This is a genomic window from Xanthomonas sp. CFBP 7698, from assembly GCF_003600855.1.
GTDB lineage: Bacteria > Pseudomonadota > Gammaproteobacteria > Xanthomonadales > Xanthomonadaceae > Xanthomonas > Xanthomonas cannabis.
In genome coordinates, this window is record NZ_PRDN01000001.1 from 1,233,770 (window position 1) to 1,250,154 (window position 16,385).

Consider the following 16,385-nt stretch of genomic DNA (forward strand, 5'->3'; position numbering starts at 1 on the left):
ACTCTTCACCCGAGTCCTGCATGGCTGTCTCGCCCCTGCTCATCGCCACCGTCAGCGACGCCAGCCTGGTCGCCAGCGGCCAGCGCGTGCTCCAGATCGAGCAGGACGCACTGGCCAGCGTGGGCGAGCGGATCGGCAGCGACTTTGCTGCCGCCTGCCGGCTGGTGCTGGCCTCGCGCGGGCGCGTGGTGGCTACCGGCATGGGCAAGTCCGGGCATATCGCACGCAAGATCGCCGCCACCCTGGCATCGACCGGCACCCCGGCGTTCTTCGTACATCCTGGCGAGGCCGGCCACGGCGACCTGGGCATGATCACCGAGGCCGACATCGTGCTGGCGCTGTCGTATTCAGGCGAATCGGACGAAGTGCGCATGCTGCTGCCGGTGCTCAAGCGCCAGGGCAACCCGATCATCGCCATGACCGGACGCGCAGGTTCCACCCTGGCCCAGGCCGCCGACGTGCACCTGGATGTCAGCGTCTCCGCCGAAGCCTGCCCGCTGCACCTGGCCCCAACCTCCAGCACCACCGCCTCGCTCGCCATGGGCGATGCGCTGGCCGTGGCGCTGCTCGACGCCCGCGGCTTCACCGCCGACGACTTTGCGCGCTCGCACCCGGCCGGCAGCCTGGGCCGGCGGCTGCTGCTGCACATCACCGATGTGATGCACGCCGGCGACGACCTGCCGCGCGTGCGCGAGGATGCCAGCCTGAGCGAGGCGTTGATGGAAATGAGCCGCAAGCGCCTCGGCATGACCGCCGTGGTCGATGGCAAGGACCGCCTGATCGGCCTGTTCACCGACGGCGACCTGCGCCGCGCCCTGGACAGCGATATCGACGTGCGCAGTGCCGGCATCGCCGAGGTGATGACGCGCAACCCGCGCACCATCGGCGCCGACCAGCTCGCCGCCGAGGCCGCGCGGCTGATGGAGGACTACAAGATCAACGGCCTGATCGTGGTGGACGCACAACAGCGCGCGGTCGGCGCATTGAACATTCACGACCTGTTGCGCGCCAAGGTGGTTTAACAGGTTCAGTTTTCAACCGCCGGACCCCGTTCTTACCGATTCGTGCCGATGCCCTACTCTCCCTTGCAGCACCTTCCCGCCGACCTGATCGACCGCGCCGCGCGGATCCGCCTGGCCTGTTTCGACGTCGACGGCACCCTGACCGACGGGCGCCTGTACTACGACCACGCCGGCAACGAGAGCAAGGCGTTCAACGTGCTGGACGGCCAGGGCCTCAAGCAACTCGAGCATGCCGGCATCCATGTGGCGCTGATCACTGCGCGTGCCAGCCTGTCGGCGGAAAAACGTGGCCAGGACCTGGGCCTGCATGTGCAGATCGGGGTCAGGAACAAGCGCCTGGCGGTTCTGGCGCTGTGCCAGGAACATGGCCTGTCGCTGGACCAGGTGCTGTTCATGGGCGATGACCTGCCCGATCTGCCCGCCCTGCTGGCGGTCGGCCTGCCGGTGGCCCCGGCCAACGCACACCCCTGGATTGCCGAGCGCGTGCAGTGGCACACCCGCGCCCGTGGCGGCGAAGGCGCGGCCCGCGAGGTCTGCGACGTGGTGCTGGCCGCGCAGGGCCAGGTCGAGGACATCATCGAAAGGTTTTCCGCATGAACTGGAACTGGAGAACCACCCTGGGCGTGGTGCTGTTCGCCGCCGCCGTGATCTCCGGCTGGTCGGCATGGCAGCAGCGCGCGCGCCCGGTCGCGGCGGCAGTGGACGAGTCGAAGGCGGACTACGTGCTGCGCGATTTCGAGCTGATCGCGCTGGACAAGCAGACCGGCAAGGAATCGATGACGCTGCGCGCGCCGGAAATGCACCGCAACCGCGCCGACCAGACCTCGGACATCACCACACCGGTGTTCCTGCTGCCCGACAACGCCAACCAGCCGTGGACGCTGCGCGCCAAGACCGGCTGGGTCAGCCCCAAGGGCGACGAACTGCGCCTGCGCGGCAGTGTCGAAGGCGACAGCCCCACCACCGGCAACACCCCGCCGACCACCTTCCGCACCGAAAGCCTGGACGTGTTCCCGCAGCAGAATCTCGCCAAGACCGCCGCGCCGGTGAGCATGAGCCGGCCGGGTATCATGCAGAGCGGGGTCGGCTTCGAGGCCGATCTCAAATCACGCCAGTACAAGCTCCTTTCTCAGGTCAAGACCCGCTATGAACCGAATGCTGCCCGCTAAACTGGCGTTTGCCGCGCTGCTGTTGCCCGCGATGGCCATGGCCAAGACCAGCGATCGCAATCAGCCGATGGCGATCGACTCCAATGCCAACGATTGCAACATGCTCGACGACAGCGGCAAGTGCCGTTTCAGCGGCAATGTGGTGATCACCCAGGGCACGCTGGAAATCCATGCCGACACCGCCGATATCTTCCAGAAGAACGGGCAGACCGACCGCGTGGTGCTCACCGGCAAGCAGGCCACGCTCAAGCAGCAGATGGACGACGGCGCGATGATGAACGGCCAGGCCGACAACATCGAATACCAGGTCGCCAACGAAGTCATCGTCCTGACCGGCAACTACAAGGTCGACTCGCCCAAGGGCACCAACGCCGGCCAGCGCATGGTCTACAACACCAAGACCGGCAACATGCAGAGCGGTGGCGATGGCAGCCGCGTGCGCACCATCATCCAGCCGAAGACCGCTGCGCCTGCCGCAGCCACGCCGGCGCCGGCCGCCAAGCCCGCGGCCAAGCCGCAGGGGAAGAAGTAATGCTGGTCGCCACCGGTCTGCGCAAGAAGTACAAGCAGCGCGAAGTGGTCAAGGAGTTCGGCCTGACGCTGGAAGCCGGCGAAGTGGTCGGCCTGCTCGGCCCCAATGGCGCGGGCAAGACCACCTGCTTCTACATGATCGTGGGTCTGGTCGAGGCCGATGCCGGGCGCATCGAGCTGGACGGCCGCGACCTCACTGCCGAGCCGATGTACGCACGCGCCAAACTCGGCGTGGGCTACCTGCCGCAGGAGCCGTCGATCTTCCGCAAGCTCACCGTGGCCGACAATATCCGCCTGGTGCTGGAACTGCGCGAGGAGCTGGACAACGCCGGCCGTGAGAAGGAGCTGGTTTCGCTGCTGGACGAATTGCAGATCACCCACGTCGCCGATCAGCTCGGTGCCAGCCTGTCCGGCGGCGAGCGTCGTCGGTGCGAGATCGCGCGTGCGCTGGCGGCCAAGCCGCGCATGATGCTGCTGGACGAACCGTTCGCCGGCGTCGATCCGATTTCGGTCGGCGAGATCCAGCGCATCATCATCCACCTCAAGGAACGCGGCATCGGCGTGCTGATCACCGATCACAACGTGCGCGAGACCTTGGGAATCTGTGACCGCGCGTATATCCTCGCCGAGGGGGGCGTGCTGGCGCAGGGGGCACCGGACGCGCTGCTAGCCAATCCCGACGTCCGTCGCGTGTATCTGGGGGAAACCTTCCGCCTTTGAGCGCGTCGCCGCGCCAACGCTTTTTTCAGTCAGTGCCCGCATGAAAGCCCGGCTCCAGACATCGCTAGGACAACAGTTGGTCATGACGCCGCAGTTGCGTCAGGCGATCAAGCTATTGCAGATGTCCACCACGGAGCTGGAAGTGGAAATCGCCGAAGCAGTGGAAACCAATCCATTGCTGGAATGGGCCGATGAAGCGGCGCATGCGGCCAACGAGCCGGCGCCCGAGGCGAGCGCATCGTCGTCCAGCGAAGAACCGCAGCGCGAAGATCCGGCCCCTGCCGAACGCGACGACGACTGGTCGCAGGACGAACTGCAGTGGAGCGGCTCGGGCAGCGGCGGCAGTTTCGACGACGACGAGTCCGGCGACGCCGCCGAACGTGTGGCCGAGTCCGAGACGCTGGCCGATCATCTTTTATGGCAGCTGCACCTGTCGCCGCTGTCGCCGCGCGACCGCCAGATCGGCGCGATGCTGATCGACGCGCTGGACGAGGACGGCTATCTGCGCGAGCCGCTGTCGGCCATTCTGGAGACGCTGGCGCTGGGCGCGGCGGTGGACGAGGCCGAAGTGCTCACCGTGCTGCACCAGATCCAGCGCTTCGATCCGGTCGGCGTGGGTGCACGTACCCTGGGCGAATGCCTGGCGTTGCAGTTGGCCGTGCTCGACCCCGCCACCCCCGGGCGCGAGCTGGCCCAGCAGATCGTCGCCGGCCCGCTGGAACGGCTGCCGCGCAGCGGGGTGGCCGGGCTGGCACACGAACTCAAACGCTCCACCGCCGATGTCGAGCAGGCGGTGCAGCTGGTGCGTTCGCTGGACCCGCGCCCGGGCAAGCAGATCGGCGAACTGGCGCAGGACACCTATGTGGTGCCCGACTGCGTGATCTGGCGCCAGCGCGGGGTCTGGCGCGCCTCCTTGGCCGGCCGCGCGCAGCCCAAGGTCACCATCCACCGCGGCTACGAGAACCTGATCCGCAGCTGCGGCGAGTCCGACGCCGGCTACCTGCGCGGGCAGCTGCAGGAAGCGCGCTGGCTGCTCAAGAGCCTGGAAGCACGCGGCGAGACCTTGCTGCGGGTGGTGCGCTGCCTGCTGCACCACCAGGCCGGGTTCCTGGAATTCGGTGCGCAGGCGCTGCGCCCGTTGACCCTGCGCGAGATCGCCGGCGAGCTCGGCCTGCACGAGTCGACCATTTCCCGCGCCATTGCGCGCAAGTACGTGCGCACCCCGCGCGGCACCATCCCGTTGCGCTCGTTCTTTGCCTCCGGCATCGACACCGACAGCGGCGGCGAGGCCTCCAGCACCGCCATCCAGGCCATGATCCGGCGCCTGATCGAGGCGGAAAACCCGCGCAAGCCGCTCTCCGACGCCAAGTTGGCCGATCTGCTGAAAACCTCCGGCGTACCAGTGGCGCGGCGCACCGTTGCGAAGTATCGTGAGGCCATGAACATTTCCGCCTCCCACGAACGCGTCCGCATCGCCTGACGTTGCAACCACCGCAACGCCGGCCTGCGCCGGGTTTGTCGGATCACCGGAACGGTTCATTGGCCCACCGACCAATGGAGGTATCCGATGCGCATCGAGACGTATGGCCACCAGCTTGAAGTGACCCCCGCCCTGCGGGAGTACGTGGCAAGCAAGCTGCAGCGACTGCAGCGCCATTTCGACCAGCACTGTGAAGTCCGAACGCAGCTGGCCGTTCGCAAGCCGGACCACCACGTGGTCGCCACCGTCAACCTTCCCGGTCGCACGCTGCACGCAGATGCCAGCGGCTCCACCATGTACGCCGCCATCGACCTGCTGGTCGACAAGCTCGACCGCCTGGTGCTCAAGCACAAAGAAAAGAAATGTAACCACCATGCACGCGAGGTGCGCGACAATCCCGCATGACGCTTCCCGCTTGATGCCCTCATGCCTTTAACCGATCTGATGGCGGCCGTGCGCACCGTGGTGTCGCCGGCCGCCGATCGCGACACCGTCCTGCACACCGCCGCCGATCTGCTGTCCTGCCGCCAGGCCGGCGCCGACGAGCTCTACGCCAACCTGTGCGAGCGCGAGGCCCTGGGCAGTACCGCCATCGGCCATGGCATCGCCATTCCGCATGGGCGCTGCCCCAATCTGACCGAACCCCGCGGCGCCCTGCTGCGGCTGGACACGCCGGTGGCCTTTGGCGGCGACGAGCCGGTGGATTTGATCTTTGCGATGGCCGTGCCTGCGCACTACACCCACCAGCATCTGATGCTGTTGTCGGAACTGGCCGAGCGTTTTTCCGATGCCGAGTTCCGCCAGCAATTGCGCGCAGCGCCCAATGCCGATGCCCTGCTCGCGTTGCTGACCGACGTCCCGCCACCACAGGCCAGCGCGGCATGAATACCAGCATCACCGCACGCGAGTTGTTCGACCAGCAGCGCGACAAGCTGGCGCTGCGCTGGGTCGCCGGCCAGAAGGGCGAGCACCGCGAGATCCAGGCCGGCAGCAACAATGCGCGGCGCCCGTCGCTGGCCGGCTATCTCAATGTGATCTACCCCAACAAGGTGCAGATCCTGGGCACCGAGGAACTGGCCTGGCTGGATTCGCTGGATGCGCGGCAGCGCTGGGAAACCATCGAAAAGATCATCCAGGTACAGCCGCTGGCGCTGGCGATCAGCAAGAACCAGTCCTGCCCGGAAGACCTGCGCGCGGCGGCCGACGAATCCAATACGCCGCTGTGGATCTCGCCCAAGCGCGGCCACGAACTGCTCAACCACCTGTCCTACCACCTGGCGCGCACGCTGGCGCCGCGGGTCACGTTGCATGGCGTGTTCATGGAGATCTATTCGATCGGCGTGCTGATCACCGGTGAAGCCGGCTCGGGCAAGAGCGAGCTGGCGCTGGAGCTGCTCAGCCGTGGTCACCGGCTGGTGGCCGACGATGCGCCCGAATTCACCCAGATAGCCCCCGACGTGCTCGACGGCACCTGCCCGGAACTGCTGCAGGACCTGCTGGAAGTGCGCGGCCTGGGCGTGTTGAACGTGCGCGACATGTTCGGCGACACCGCGGTGAAGAAGAACAAGTACCTGCGCTTGATCGTGCACCTGACCCGGCCGATGACCGAGCCCACGCCGTCCGGCTACGAGCGCCTGACCGGCGATTCCGGCAGCCGCCACGTGCTGGACCTGGACGTGCCGCTGATCACCCTGCCGGTGATGCCCGGCCGCAACCTGGCCGTGCTTACCGAGGCGGCCACCCGGCTGCATATCCTGCGCACCAAGGGCATCGACCCGGCGGCGATGTTCATCGCCCGCCACAGCAACCTGCTGGAGCGACGCACGCCATGAGTATCGCGCCCTCCACGCTGATGATCGTGAGCGGGCTGTCCGGCTCGGGCAAATCGGTCGCGCTGAAGACCTTCGAGGATCTGGACTATTACTGCTCGGACAACCTGCCGGTGGAGTTGCTGCCGGACTTCGTCAAGAGCCGCCTGCGTGGCAACCCGCTCGGCGACCAGCGGCTGGCGGTGGGTATCGACGTACGCAGCCGCAGCGACCTGACCCAGCTGGCGCAATGGCGCCAGGCCGCGCAGGAATACGGCATCGAAGCGCGGCTGCTGTTTTTCGAGGCCAGCGACGAGGCGTTGATCAAGCGCTACGCCGACACGCGGCGCCGCCATCCCTTGAGCCATCTTGGCCTGGCCTTGCCGGAAGCGATCACCCGCGAGCGCCAGTTGACCGAACCGCTGCGACTGCAGGCCGATGCCATCATCGACACCAGTACGCTCAACGTGCATCAGCTGCGTCGCCGCGTGGTGACCGAATTTGCGCTCGGCTCCAACGATCGCCTGTCGCTGTTGTTCGAATCGTTCGCCTACAAGCGCGGCGTGCCCGCCGAAGCCGACTTCGTGTTCGATGCGCGCGTGCTGCCCAATCCGCACTGGGACCCTGAACTGCGCCCGCTCACCGGCCGCGATGCCGCGGTGCGCGAGTATCTGGACAAGGAAGCCGATGTGCAGCGTTACAGCGCGCAGATCGTGGACCTGCTCGACACCTGGCTGCCGCGCCTGCGCAACGACACCCGCAGCTACGTGACCATCGCCTTCGGCTGCACCGGTGGCAAGCACCGCTCGGTCTACATGGCCGAACGCATGGCCCGGCATGCGCGCGAGCAGGGTTGGCCGGAAGTAGCGACGTTTCATCGCGAGCAGGACTGAAATTCCGGGATTCGGGATTCGGGATTCGGGAATCGGGAATCGGGAATCGGGAATCGGGAATCGTTATAGCGGCATTCTGCGAACTGTGTGTGCTGCAGCCACGTTGAGAGGGTGCTTTTTGCAGTGCCTTAGTGTGGAGTGCGGATGGCTTGCGGCTGATGGGCGCTATGCCGGGCGACAACGTTGCACCCGACGCGACTGACTCAGCGACGTCCCAACGCCGCGTGCCGTGTCTGTTCAAGCCCACGCAACACGGCACGACGAACGCGGCGGCGGCGTGTCGGACTGCATGACCACACCGCTGCCGGTCGCCGCGGCAACAGCAGCGTTCGCTTGTGCAGTTGGCCACATTGCTGACGCTGCGCAGGTCACCGAGCAGTGCTGAACGTCGCGACGCGCTCACGGTATCGGTGCAGCGGAGTCGCTGCAGCGGTCCTAAACGGCTATTCAGTTCGCAACACATCGGTGCGGGCAAACGCTATCGCGCGGTCATGCTGACCTGTTAACGTTTCGGCATGGCCTGTGGCATTCTCCTCATTACCCATCCCGGCATCGGCGCGGCGTTGTTGAACGTGGCGACGGGGCTGTTGCGGCATTTGCCGCTGAAGACCGAAGCGTTTGATGTGCCGTTCGATGCAGACCTGGACGCATTGTTGCCCCAGGCCTCGGCGGCGATGCGCCGGGTCGACGGCGGCGACGGCGTGCTGGTCATGACCGACCTGTATGGCGCCAGCCCCAGCAATCTCGCCAGCCGGTTGGCCAAGCTGGGCACGCCGGTTCGCCGCGTGTCCGCGTTGAGCCTGCCGATGCTGCTGCGGGTGATGAATTACCCCGAACAAGGTTTGCAGGAGCTGCCCGCCACTGCGGCGGCCGGTACCCGCAACGGAGCGATCATCGACGATGCTTGAACGCGAACTCATTGTGTCCAACCGACTCGGACTGCATGCGCGGGCAACCGCCAAGCTGGTGCAGACGCTGTCGTCCTATCGCAGCAACGCCACGCTGGCGGCCAAGGGCCGCGAAGTGAATGCCAAGAGCATCATGGGCGTGATGCTGCTCGCCGCCGGGCAAGGCACCAGCGTGGTGGTGCGGCTGGATGGCGAAGACGAAGCGCAGGCCTTGCAGGCGCTGGTGGAGTTGTTCGAGCGTCGTTTCGACGAGGACAGCTGAGCATGCGCGGCGTCGGTGCGGTTGCAGCCGACACGGCGCCAGCGCGCCAGGCACGCGCATGAGCCTGCGTTTGCGTGGACACGGCGCCTCGCGCGGCAATGCACTCGGGCGTGCGCGCGTGCGCCAGAGCCACACCCTGGAAGTAGCCGAACAACGCGTGCCTGCCAACCAGGTGGAAACGCAGTTGCAGCGCCTGCACACGGCCATCGAATCCGCACGGGTGGAAATGCAGCAACTGCGCGACCGCCTGCATGGCGCGCTGGCGCGCGAGGTGGGCGAATTTCTCGAGCTGCATGCCTTGCTGCTGGACGACCCGGAGCTGCTGCAGGGGCTGGACGAGCTGATCCGCACGCACCGCTATAGCGCCGACTATGCCTTGCGCGTGCAACGCGACCGCCTGGCGGCGGTGTTCGACGGCATGGAGGATGCCTACCTCAAGAGCCGCATGGACGACCTGGATCACGTCATCGGCCGCATCCATGCATTCCTGCACAAGCGTGCCCCCGACCTCAAAGGCGTGGCCGGCGAGATCCTGGTCTGCGACAACGTGGCGCCGTCCGAACTGGCACAGCTGCAGGCCCAGGGCGTGGTTGGCATCGTCACCACTGCCGGTAGCGCGCTGTCGCATAGCGCGATCCTGGCGCGCAGCCTGCACCTGCCGCTGGTGGTGGGCGTCAGCGACGCCGTCCAGCGCATCGACGATGGCGATGTGTTGATCGTCGATGCCGGCTCCGGCCAGGTGATCGTCGACCCCACCCCCGAGCATCTGCGCGATTACCGCGAGCGGCTGCGCGCGCTGGCCAAGGAGCAACGCGAACTCGGGCGGCTGCGCTCCAAGCCCACGCGCACCCGCGACAACGTCGATATCACCCTGCTGGCCAATGCAGAATCGCTGGAAGACGTCGCGCGTGCGCATGCGCTGGGCGCCAGCGGGCTGGGGCTGTATCGCACCGAATTCCTGTTCCTGCAGCGCAACGAGCTGCCGGACGAAGACGAACAGTTCCAGACCTATCGCGACACGGTACTGGGCATGAGCGGCCGCCCGGTCACCATCCGCACGCTGGACCTGGGCGCCGACAAGGCCGACCGCACCGGGCTGACCCTGAGCGACGAGGACAACCCGGCGCTGGGCCTGCGCGGCGTGCGGCTGTCGCTGGCCCGCCCTGCGGTGGCGCAGGCGCAGCTGCGCGCGATCCTGCGTGCGTCCGGCTACGGGCAGGTGCGCATCCTGGTGCCGATGGTCAGCGGCCGCGAAGAAATCCAGTTGCTGCGCAAGCAACTGAAAAAACTCGCCGCGCAGCTGCGCGATGAGGGCCACGAGATTGCCGAGCACATTCCGCTGGGCGCGATGATCGAAGTACCGGCAGCGGCGTTGGCGCTGGACTGCTTCATCGACGACATCGATTTCCTGTCGATCGGCACCAACGATCTGGTGCAGTACCTGCTGGCGGTGGATCGCAACAACGAAGCCCTGGGCGAGCTGTATTCGCCGCTGCACCCGGCGGTGCTGCGGCTGATTGCGCAGGTCATCGCCACCGGGCGCGCCTACGGCAAGCCGGTGGCGGTGTGCGGTGAAATCGCCGGCGACCCGCGTTTCGTGCCGATGTTGCTGGCGTTGGGACTGACCGAGTTCAGCCTGCATCCGGCCACCTTGCTGGAAGTGCGCCGCGCGGTACGCGACATCCATCTGGGCGAGCTGCGCGTGCATGGCGAGAAATTGCTGCGCGCGCGCGACCGCAAGAGCATCGAGAAGTGGCTGGCCGTCATCGCACAGGGCGGCAGCTGCAAGAGCAGCTAGACCAGCGCTGCTGCACGTCCTTCTCCCGCGTGCGGGGGAAGGTGTCCGCAGGGCGGATGTGGGCGCTTCGTCGATCATCGACCTGGCAATCAATCACCGGTCAATGCTGACAGCCAACTCGGGTTCGTCGTGGCTGCACGCAGCGTTTGCCAAGCGCACCAGCAAGCCGGCCGCGCCCGATCGACCGTCCGCAAACGCGCCGGCACTGTATGTTTCGTCACCATGCGCAAGCGATAATGCCGTGCTGACCCAGCACCGCGTCTTCCACTGACGGCGCGTCCACTCTTCCGGGGAGCCGCGCATGGCCGAAGCCGTCCGCCACGACAAGACTGCGCGCCAGCTGCGATTGCTGTCCGACGCGCTGGACAGCGGGCGCCTGGGACCAGTGCGCCGGCTGGTCAATACGCTGGCGCCGGCGGAGATCGGCAATTTGCTCGAATCGCTGCCGCCCGGCAAGCGTGAAGTGGTATGGGGGCTGGTCGACCCGGAGGACGATGGCGAGGTGCTGCTGCACGTCGGCGACGAAGTCCGCGAGAGCCTGCTGGCCGACATGGACCCGGACGAGATCGTGGCCGCGGTCGAAGACCTGGACATCGACGATCTGGCCAACCTGGTCGAGGATCTCCCCGACACCGTCATCGACGAAGTGCTCAAGTCGATGGACCGCGAGAACCGCGAACGGCTGGAGCAGGTGCTGTCGTATCCGGAAGACACCGCCGGCCGCCTGATGAACCCGGACGTGGTCACGGTGCGCGCCGACGTCAATGTCGATGTGGTGCTGCGCTACCTGCGCCTGCGCGGCGAGCTGCCCGACCACACCGACCACCTGTATGTGGTGAGCCGGCGCCACCAGTACCTGGGCCGCGTACCGCTGGCCGCGCTGGTGACCCACGAAGACAGCACGCCGGTCAACCGGCTGATCGACGACGAGCAGCCGGCCATCGATGTGGGCGATGGCGCCGAAGAAGTCGCGCGGCGCTTCTCCGACCACGACTGGATCTCTGCGCCGGTGGTGGACGACAACAACATCCTGCTTGGCCGCATCACCATCGATGACGTGGTCGACATCATCCGCGAGCAGGCCGAACACCAGGCCATGAGCGCTGCCGGTCTGGACGAAGACGAGGACATGTTCAGCCCGGCGCGGCGTGCGTTCCGCCGCCGCCTGATCTGGCTGGGCATCAATCTGTGCACCGCGTTCCTGGCCTCAAGCGTGGTCAGCCGCTTCGAGGGCACCATCGAAAAACTGGTGGCGCTGGCGGCGCTGATGCCGATCGTGGCCGGCATGGGCGGCAACGCCGGCACCCAGGTCCTGGCACTGATGGTGCGCGGCCTGGCGCTGGGCCAGATCGGCTCGTCCAACGTGATGACCCTGCTCAAGAAGGAGCTCACCGTCGCATTGATCAACGGTCTGTGCCTGGGCGTGGGGCTTGGATTGATCGTGCTGGCCTGGTTCCGGCAACCGATGCTGTCGCTGGTGATCGGCACTGCGCTGACGGCGAACATGCTCACCGCTGCGTTCGGCGGCGTGCTGGTGCCGGTGACGCTCAAACGCCTGGGCTTCGATCCGGCATTGGCCGGTGGCGTGATCCTGACCACCCTGACCGATGTGATGGGCTTCCTGAGCTTTCTCGGCCTGGCCACCTTGGTGCTGCTGCCGTGAGCGCAGGCACGTGAGCCCATGCGCGTGACGCCTGGACGCCGGTCGCCGGTCGCCGCAGCGCGACGTGCCAGTGCGGGTGCATGCGGTGATACTGCAGCACTGTGATCGACGGGGAGTAGTGCGTGATCGTTCGTTGCCTGGTGGTGGGAATCCTGGCGCTGGTGCTTGCCGGCTGCTCCAGCATGGCTGAGCGCCGGCATGACGGCCGGCACGGCCACTTCGTCACCCGCACCTTGCAGCTGGAGGGCCGGCTGTATCGCTACCAGGTGTTCGTGCCGGCGGCCAGGGCGCCGCAGCCGCGGCCGATCGTGTTGTTCCTGCACGGCTCGGGCGAACGCGGCGACAACGGCCGCGACCAGGCCGAGGTGGGCCTGGGCCCGTACCTGAGCGAACACGGCGCCGACTTCCCTGCGCTGGTGGTACTGCCGCAGGTGCCCGAAAACGAAGAATGGCTGGGCATCAACGCGCGCATGGCGATCGCTGCACTGGATGCCGCCAGCACCGAGTTCGCTGCCGACCCGCAACGCACCTACCTCACCGGCATTTCGATGGGCGGCTATGGCGCCTGGGAAATCGGGCTGATGCAGCCGCAGCGGTTTGCCGCAATCGTGCCGATCTGCGGCGCGCTCAAGGCGCCGCGCGATGAGCGCCGCACGCTCTACGTTAGCCTGGTGCTTAAGGAAGCCGACCCGTACACGGCGGCAGTCAGCCAGCTCAGGCACGTGCCGATCTGGACCTTCCATGGCGCCAAGGACACCGCCGTGCCGCCGCACGACGACCGCGCCCTGTATCGCGCGGCCAAGGGCATCGGCGCCAACCTGCGCTACAGCGAATATCCCGAAGGCAGCCACAACGTGTGGGACACGACCTACGCCGCCCCGGCCATGTGGACGTGGATGTTCGCGCAGCGGCTGCGCTGAACACCGCTGCATGTGAGCCTGGCGCAGGCCGGCGCTGGCCGATCACCCTGCGCCGCCGCGCATGCAAACCGCTCCGCCCCGTGTGTGCGCGGCGCCTGTGACCAGGGATGCGCACGGCGTCGAGCGCAGGCAATCAATGGTGGTAGCCGGTGTCGGCGGTGATCTTGCCGCGGAACACGCGATACGACCACACCGTGTAGCCCAGCACCAGCGGCAGCAGCATGACCAGCCCTACCATGGCGAACAGCTGCGATGACGGCGGCGCGGCGGCTTGCCAGAGGGTGTAGACCGGCGGCACCAGGTACGGCCACATGCCCAGCACCAGGCCCAGGAAGCCGAGCACGAACAGGCCCATGGCCAGCAGGAACGGCGGCGTGTCCGCACGGCCGGCATCGCATGAGCGCCACAGCGCATACCCCACCACGGCCACCAGCACCGGCACCGGCAGCAACCACAGGTAATGCGCGCCGGCGAACCAGCGCTCCATCACATGCGACTGCAACGACGGCAGCCAGGCGCTGACCAGGCCGATGAAGACCAGCACGCTGATGGTCAACGGCCGGGTGAGCTGACGCGCGAGCTGCTGCACGTGGCCTTCGGTCTTGAGGATCAGCCAGGTGCTGCCGAGCAAGGCATAGCCGAACACCAGTGCCGCGCCGGTCAGCATCGCGAACGGGCTGAACCAGCCCCAGATGCCGCCGACATAGCGGTCGTTCTCGATCGGCAAGCCCTGCACCAACGCACCGAGGATCACACCCTGGGCGAAGGCGGCCAGGATCGAGCCACCCGCAAAGGCATTGCTCCACAACCGCCGCGACCGCTGCGCCTTGAAGCGGAACTCGAACGCCACGCCGCGGAATACCAGTGCCATCACCATCAGCAACACCGGCAGGTACAGCGCCGACAGGATCACCGCGTACGCCTTCGGAAACGCCGCCAGCAGCCCTGCCCCGCCCAGCACCAGCCAGGTTTCGTTGCCGTCCCAGATCGGCGCGGCAGTGTTCATCATCAGGTCCAGCTGCTGCTCGTCGCGGCGAAACGGCGCCAGGATGCCGATGCCGAGCACGAAGCCGTCCAGCACCACGTACATCAGCACGCCGAAGCCGATCACCGCAAACCAGGCCACCGGCAACACGGTCGTCATGTCCATCATGCAGCTCCGTCGATTGGTGCATCGGCCGCCGACAGCGGGCGCGCCGGCGTGTGCTCGCCATGGTCCAGATGCGGTGCGTCGGCGTGCGGCGTAGGGCCCTGCTTGCCGATCTTGACCAGGTACCAGATGCCCCAGCCGAACACGAACACGTACCCGGCCACATACACCGCCAACGAGATCGCGGTCATCCAGGCGGACTGCGGGCCGACCGCATCGGCGGTGCGCAGCAGCCCGTAGACCACATACGGCTGCCGCCCGATCTCGGTGACGAACCAGCCCGAGATCAGCGCGATGAAGCCGCTTGGCAACATCCAGCGCCAGGTCGCCAGCAACCAGCGCCACTGCACCAGCTTGCCGCGCCACCAGGCGAAGGCCGACACCCAGGCCACCAGCAGCATCAACGAGCCGATCCCGACCATGATGCGGAAGGCGAAGAACACCGGCGTCACCGGCGGGCGCTCGCTCGCCGGTACCGACGTCAGCGGTGCGATGCTACCGTCCAGGCTATGGGTGAGAATCACGCTGCCCAGGCGCGGAATCGCCAGCTCGTAGTCGTTGCGCTCGGCCTGCGCATTGGGCAGCGCAAACACCACCAGCGGGACGCCCTCGCCCGCTTCTTCGGCGTGCCAGTGCGCTTCCATTGCCGCAATTTTCATGGGCTGGTGCTTGAGCGTGTTCAAGCCGTGCATGTCGCCGACGAAGATCTGCAGCGGCACGGTGATGGCGGCAAACGCCACCGCCAGCTTGAGCATGCGCAGCCCGGCGTCGCGATGCACGCCGCGATGCAGGTACCACGCCCCCACCGCGCCCACCACGAAGCAGGTGGTGATGAACGAGCCCAGCGCCATATGCGCCAAGCGGTACGGAAACGACGGATTGAAGATGATCTTCACCCAGTCCGCCGGATGCACGATGCCGTTGATCACCTCGTAGCCGGCCGGCGTCTGCAACCAGCTGTTGGAGGAAAGAATCCAGAACGTGGAGATCAAGGTGCCCAGCGCCACCATGCAGGTGGCGAAGAAATGCAGGCGCTCGGACACGCGCCCCCACCCGAACATCATCACGCCCAGGAAGCTGGCTTCGAGAAAGAACGCGGTGAGCACTTCGTAGCTCAACAGCGGGCCGATCACCCCGCCGGCAATGCGGCTCAGCTCCGGCCAGTTGGCGCCGAACTGGAACGCCATCACGATGCCGCTGACCACGCCCATGCCGAACGACACGGCGAAGATCTTCTGCCAGAAAAAATACAGCTCGCGCCACACCGGCCGGCGGGTACGCAGCCAGCGCCATTCCAGAAATGCCAGCAGGCTGGAGAGCCCGATGGTGAATGCCGGAAACAGCACGTGGAACGCGATGACGAACCCGAACTGGATCCGCGACAACAGCAGAGCGTCCATGGAGAGCCCTCCAGGAAAAGTGGGGTTAACCGTCAGCGTGCAGGTCGCACATCGATCGCCGGTAGACGCTGCGGTGGTCGACGTGGCGCTGCTGCGCTACGTGATAATGATAGGGACGGTCGGGCCCGTTCCCGATGCGACACGGCGTCGCATCTGCGGCAAAACGTCGCTTGTGCGCTTTGGAGCGTCTGACAAATTACGTTATGCCGGTCTGCTGTGGGCCGGCTGATCTGCGGCCTGGCTGAGGGACGCTGATCCGCGGCTTGGCTGCAGGGCCCTTGCCCGCCCACCATCGCAGGACACGCCGTGAATCCGTCCCTGGAGGCTCTGGCGCGGCATCCATGCCGCTCAAGGTCCTGCGACGGTGGGCGGGCAAGGACCAGTGGAGATGGTCGGCGTGCATGGTTTTCAACGAGTAACCGGCAAGCTGCGACGCACGCCTCGCTCTTCAACAAAACCGCCAGCCAACTATCTGGTGCGGTGTCCTTACCGATTGCGGGACCGTTGGCGGCATGGATGCCGCCACCGAGCCCCCATGGATGGGTTAACGGCGTGTCCCGCGAGCGGTGAGGGCACCGCGCCCTCGACCGACGCTGCACGTTTGCTGCAGGGCCCTTGCCCGCCTACCATCGCAGGACACGCCGTGAATCCGTCCCTGGAG

The 16,385-nt window shown here is 66.7% G+C and carries 17 protein-coding genes; 15 read left to right on the forward strand and 2 right to left on the reverse strand.

All coding sequences use genetic code 11. The features are described from left to right. The first annotated feature begins 20 nt into the window (after positions 1-20). The 15 genes from XnspCFBP7698_RS05260 to XnspCFBP7698_RS05335 all read left to right on the forward strand — a co-directional run bounded on the left by XnspCFBP7698_RS05260 (position 21) and on the right by XnspCFBP7698_RS05335 (position 13,174). Positions 21-1,022, forward strand: a complete 1,002-nt coding sequence (locus XnspCFBP7698_RS05260; RefSeq protein ID WP_104579786.1) for a KpsF/GutQ family sugar-phosphate isomerase — start codon at positions 21-23, stop codon at positions 1,020-1,022. 48 nt (positions 1,023-1,070) lie between these two features. Next, entirely contained in the window at positions 1,071-1,619 is a 549-nt protein-coding gene (locus XnspCFBP7698_RS05265; RefSeq protein WP_039409257.1) for an HAD family hydrolase, read from the forward strand. Beyond that, positions 1,616-2,191: an LPS export ABC transporter periplasmic protein LptC gene (gene lptC / locus XnspCFBP7698_RS05270; RefSeq protein WP_039409260.1), complete on the forward strand. Its 576-nt coding sequence runs from the start codon at positions 1,616-1,618 to the stop codon at positions 2,189-2,191. The genes XnspCFBP7698_RS05265 and lptC overlap by 4 nt, the downstream gene beginning before the upstream one ends. Beyond that, positions 2,169-2,723 (forward strand): lipopolysaccharide transport periplasmic protein LptA, encoded by a 555-nt coding sequence (lptA, locus tag XnspCFBP7698_RS05275; protein ID WP_081422339.1) that lies wholly within the window; start codon positions 2,169-2,171, stop codon positions 2,721-2,723. The genes lptC and lptA overlap by 23 nt, the downstream gene beginning before the upstream one ends. After that, positions 2,723-3,442 (forward strand): LPS export ABC transporter ATP-binding protein, encoded by a 720-nt coding sequence (gene lptB / locus XnspCFBP7698_RS05280; RefSeq protein WP_039409264.1) that lies wholly within the window; start codon positions 2,723-2,725, stop codon positions 3,440-3,442. The genes lptA and lptB overlap by 1 nt, the downstream gene beginning before the upstream one ends. Before the next feature lie 40 nt (positions 3,443-3,482). Further along, positions 3,483-4,922, forward strand: a complete 1,440-nt coding sequence (locus XnspCFBP7698_RS05285; RefSeq protein WP_047693853.1) for an RNA polymerase factor sigma-54 — start codon at positions 3,483-3,485, stop codon at positions 4,920-4,922. An 87-nt stretch (positions 4,923-5,009) separates the two neighbouring features. Then, entirely contained in the window at positions 5,010-5,327 is a 318-nt protein-coding gene (raiA, locus tag XnspCFBP7698_RS05290) for a ribosome-associated translation inhibitor RaiA (RefSeq protein WP_005913379.1), read from the forward strand. 21 nt (positions 5,328-5,348) lie between these two features. After that, entirely contained in the window at positions 5,349-5,807 is a 459-nt protein-coding gene (locus XnspCFBP7698_RS05295; RefSeq protein WP_047693857.1) for a PTS sugar transporter subunit IIA, read from the forward strand. After that, positions 5,804-6,754 carry an HPr(Ser) kinase/phosphatase gene (hprK, locus tag XnspCFBP7698_RS05300; protein WP_005993219.1) on the forward strand — a complete coding sequence of 317 codons (951 nt, stop codon included), beginning with the start codon at positions 5,804-5,806 and terminating at the stop codon, positions 6,752-6,754. Before XnspCFBP7698_RS05295 ends, hprK begins: the two co-directional genes overlap by 4 nt. Further along, entirely contained in the window at positions 6,751-7,623 is an 873-nt protein-coding gene (gene rapZ, locus XnspCFBP7698_RS05305) for an RNase adapter RapZ (protein WP_039409288.1), read from the forward strand. The genes hprK and rapZ overlap by 4 nt, the downstream gene beginning before the upstream one ends. A gap of 515 nt (positions 7,624-8,138) precedes the next feature. Next, positions 8,139-8,531 (forward strand): PTS fructose IIA component family protein, encoded by a 393-nt coding sequence (locus XnspCFBP7698_RS05315; RefSeq protein ID WP_039409290.1) that lies wholly within the window; start codon positions 8,139-8,141, stop codon positions 8,529-8,531. Further along, the gene (locus tag XnspCFBP7698_RS05320) at positions 8,524-8,793 is read left to right on the forward strand and encodes an HPr family phosphocarrier protein (protein WP_039409292.1); all 270 of its coding nucleotides are present in this window, start codon (positions 8,524-8,526) and stop codon (positions 8,791-8,793) included. Before XnspCFBP7698_RS05315 ends, XnspCFBP7698_RS05320 begins: the two co-directional genes overlap by 8 nt. 58 nt (positions 8,794-8,851) lie before the next feature. Beyond that, positions 8,852-10,591 carry a phosphoenolpyruvate--protein phosphotransferase gene (gene ptsP / locus XnspCFBP7698_RS05325; RefSeq protein WP_047693858.1) on the forward strand — a complete coding sequence of 580 codons (1,740 nt, stop codon included), beginning with the start codon at positions 8,852-8,854 and terminating at the stop codon, positions 10,589-10,591. 301 nt (positions 10,592-10,892) lie between these two features. Further along, positions 10,893-12,254: a magnesium transporter gene (gene mgtE, locus XnspCFBP7698_RS05330; protein WP_039409298.1), complete on the forward strand. Its 1,362-nt coding sequence runs from the start codon at positions 10,893-10,895 to the stop codon at positions 12,252-12,254. A gap of 182 nt (positions 12,255-12,436) precedes the next feature. After that, positions 12,437-13,174, forward strand: coding sequence for a prolyl oligopeptidase family serine peptidase (locus XnspCFBP7698_RS05335; RefSeq protein ID WP_208412504.1), 738 nt, complete (start codon positions 12,437-12,439; stop codon positions 13,172-13,174). A 133-nt stretch (positions 13,175-13,307) separates the two neighbouring features. On the opposite strand, the gene cydB is transcribed toward XnspCFBP7698_RS05335, so the two are convergent. Then, the gene (gene cydB, locus XnspCFBP7698_RS05340; protein WP_047693860.1) at positions 13,308-14,324 is read right to left on the reverse strand and encodes a cytochrome d ubiquinol oxidase subunit II; all 1,017 of its coding nucleotides are present in this window, start codon (positions 14,322-14,324) and stop codon (positions 13,308-13,310) included. Then, positions 14,324-15,724 carry a cytochrome ubiquinol oxidase subunit I gene (locus XnspCFBP7698_RS05345; protein ID WP_104579785.1) on the reverse strand — a complete coding sequence of 467 codons (1,401 nt, stop codon included), beginning with the start codon at positions 15,722-15,724 and terminating at the stop codon, positions 14,324-14,326. Before XnspCFBP7698_RS05345 ends, cydB begins: the two co-directional genes overlap by 1 nt. Positions 15,725-16,385: the final 661 nt, after the last annotated feature.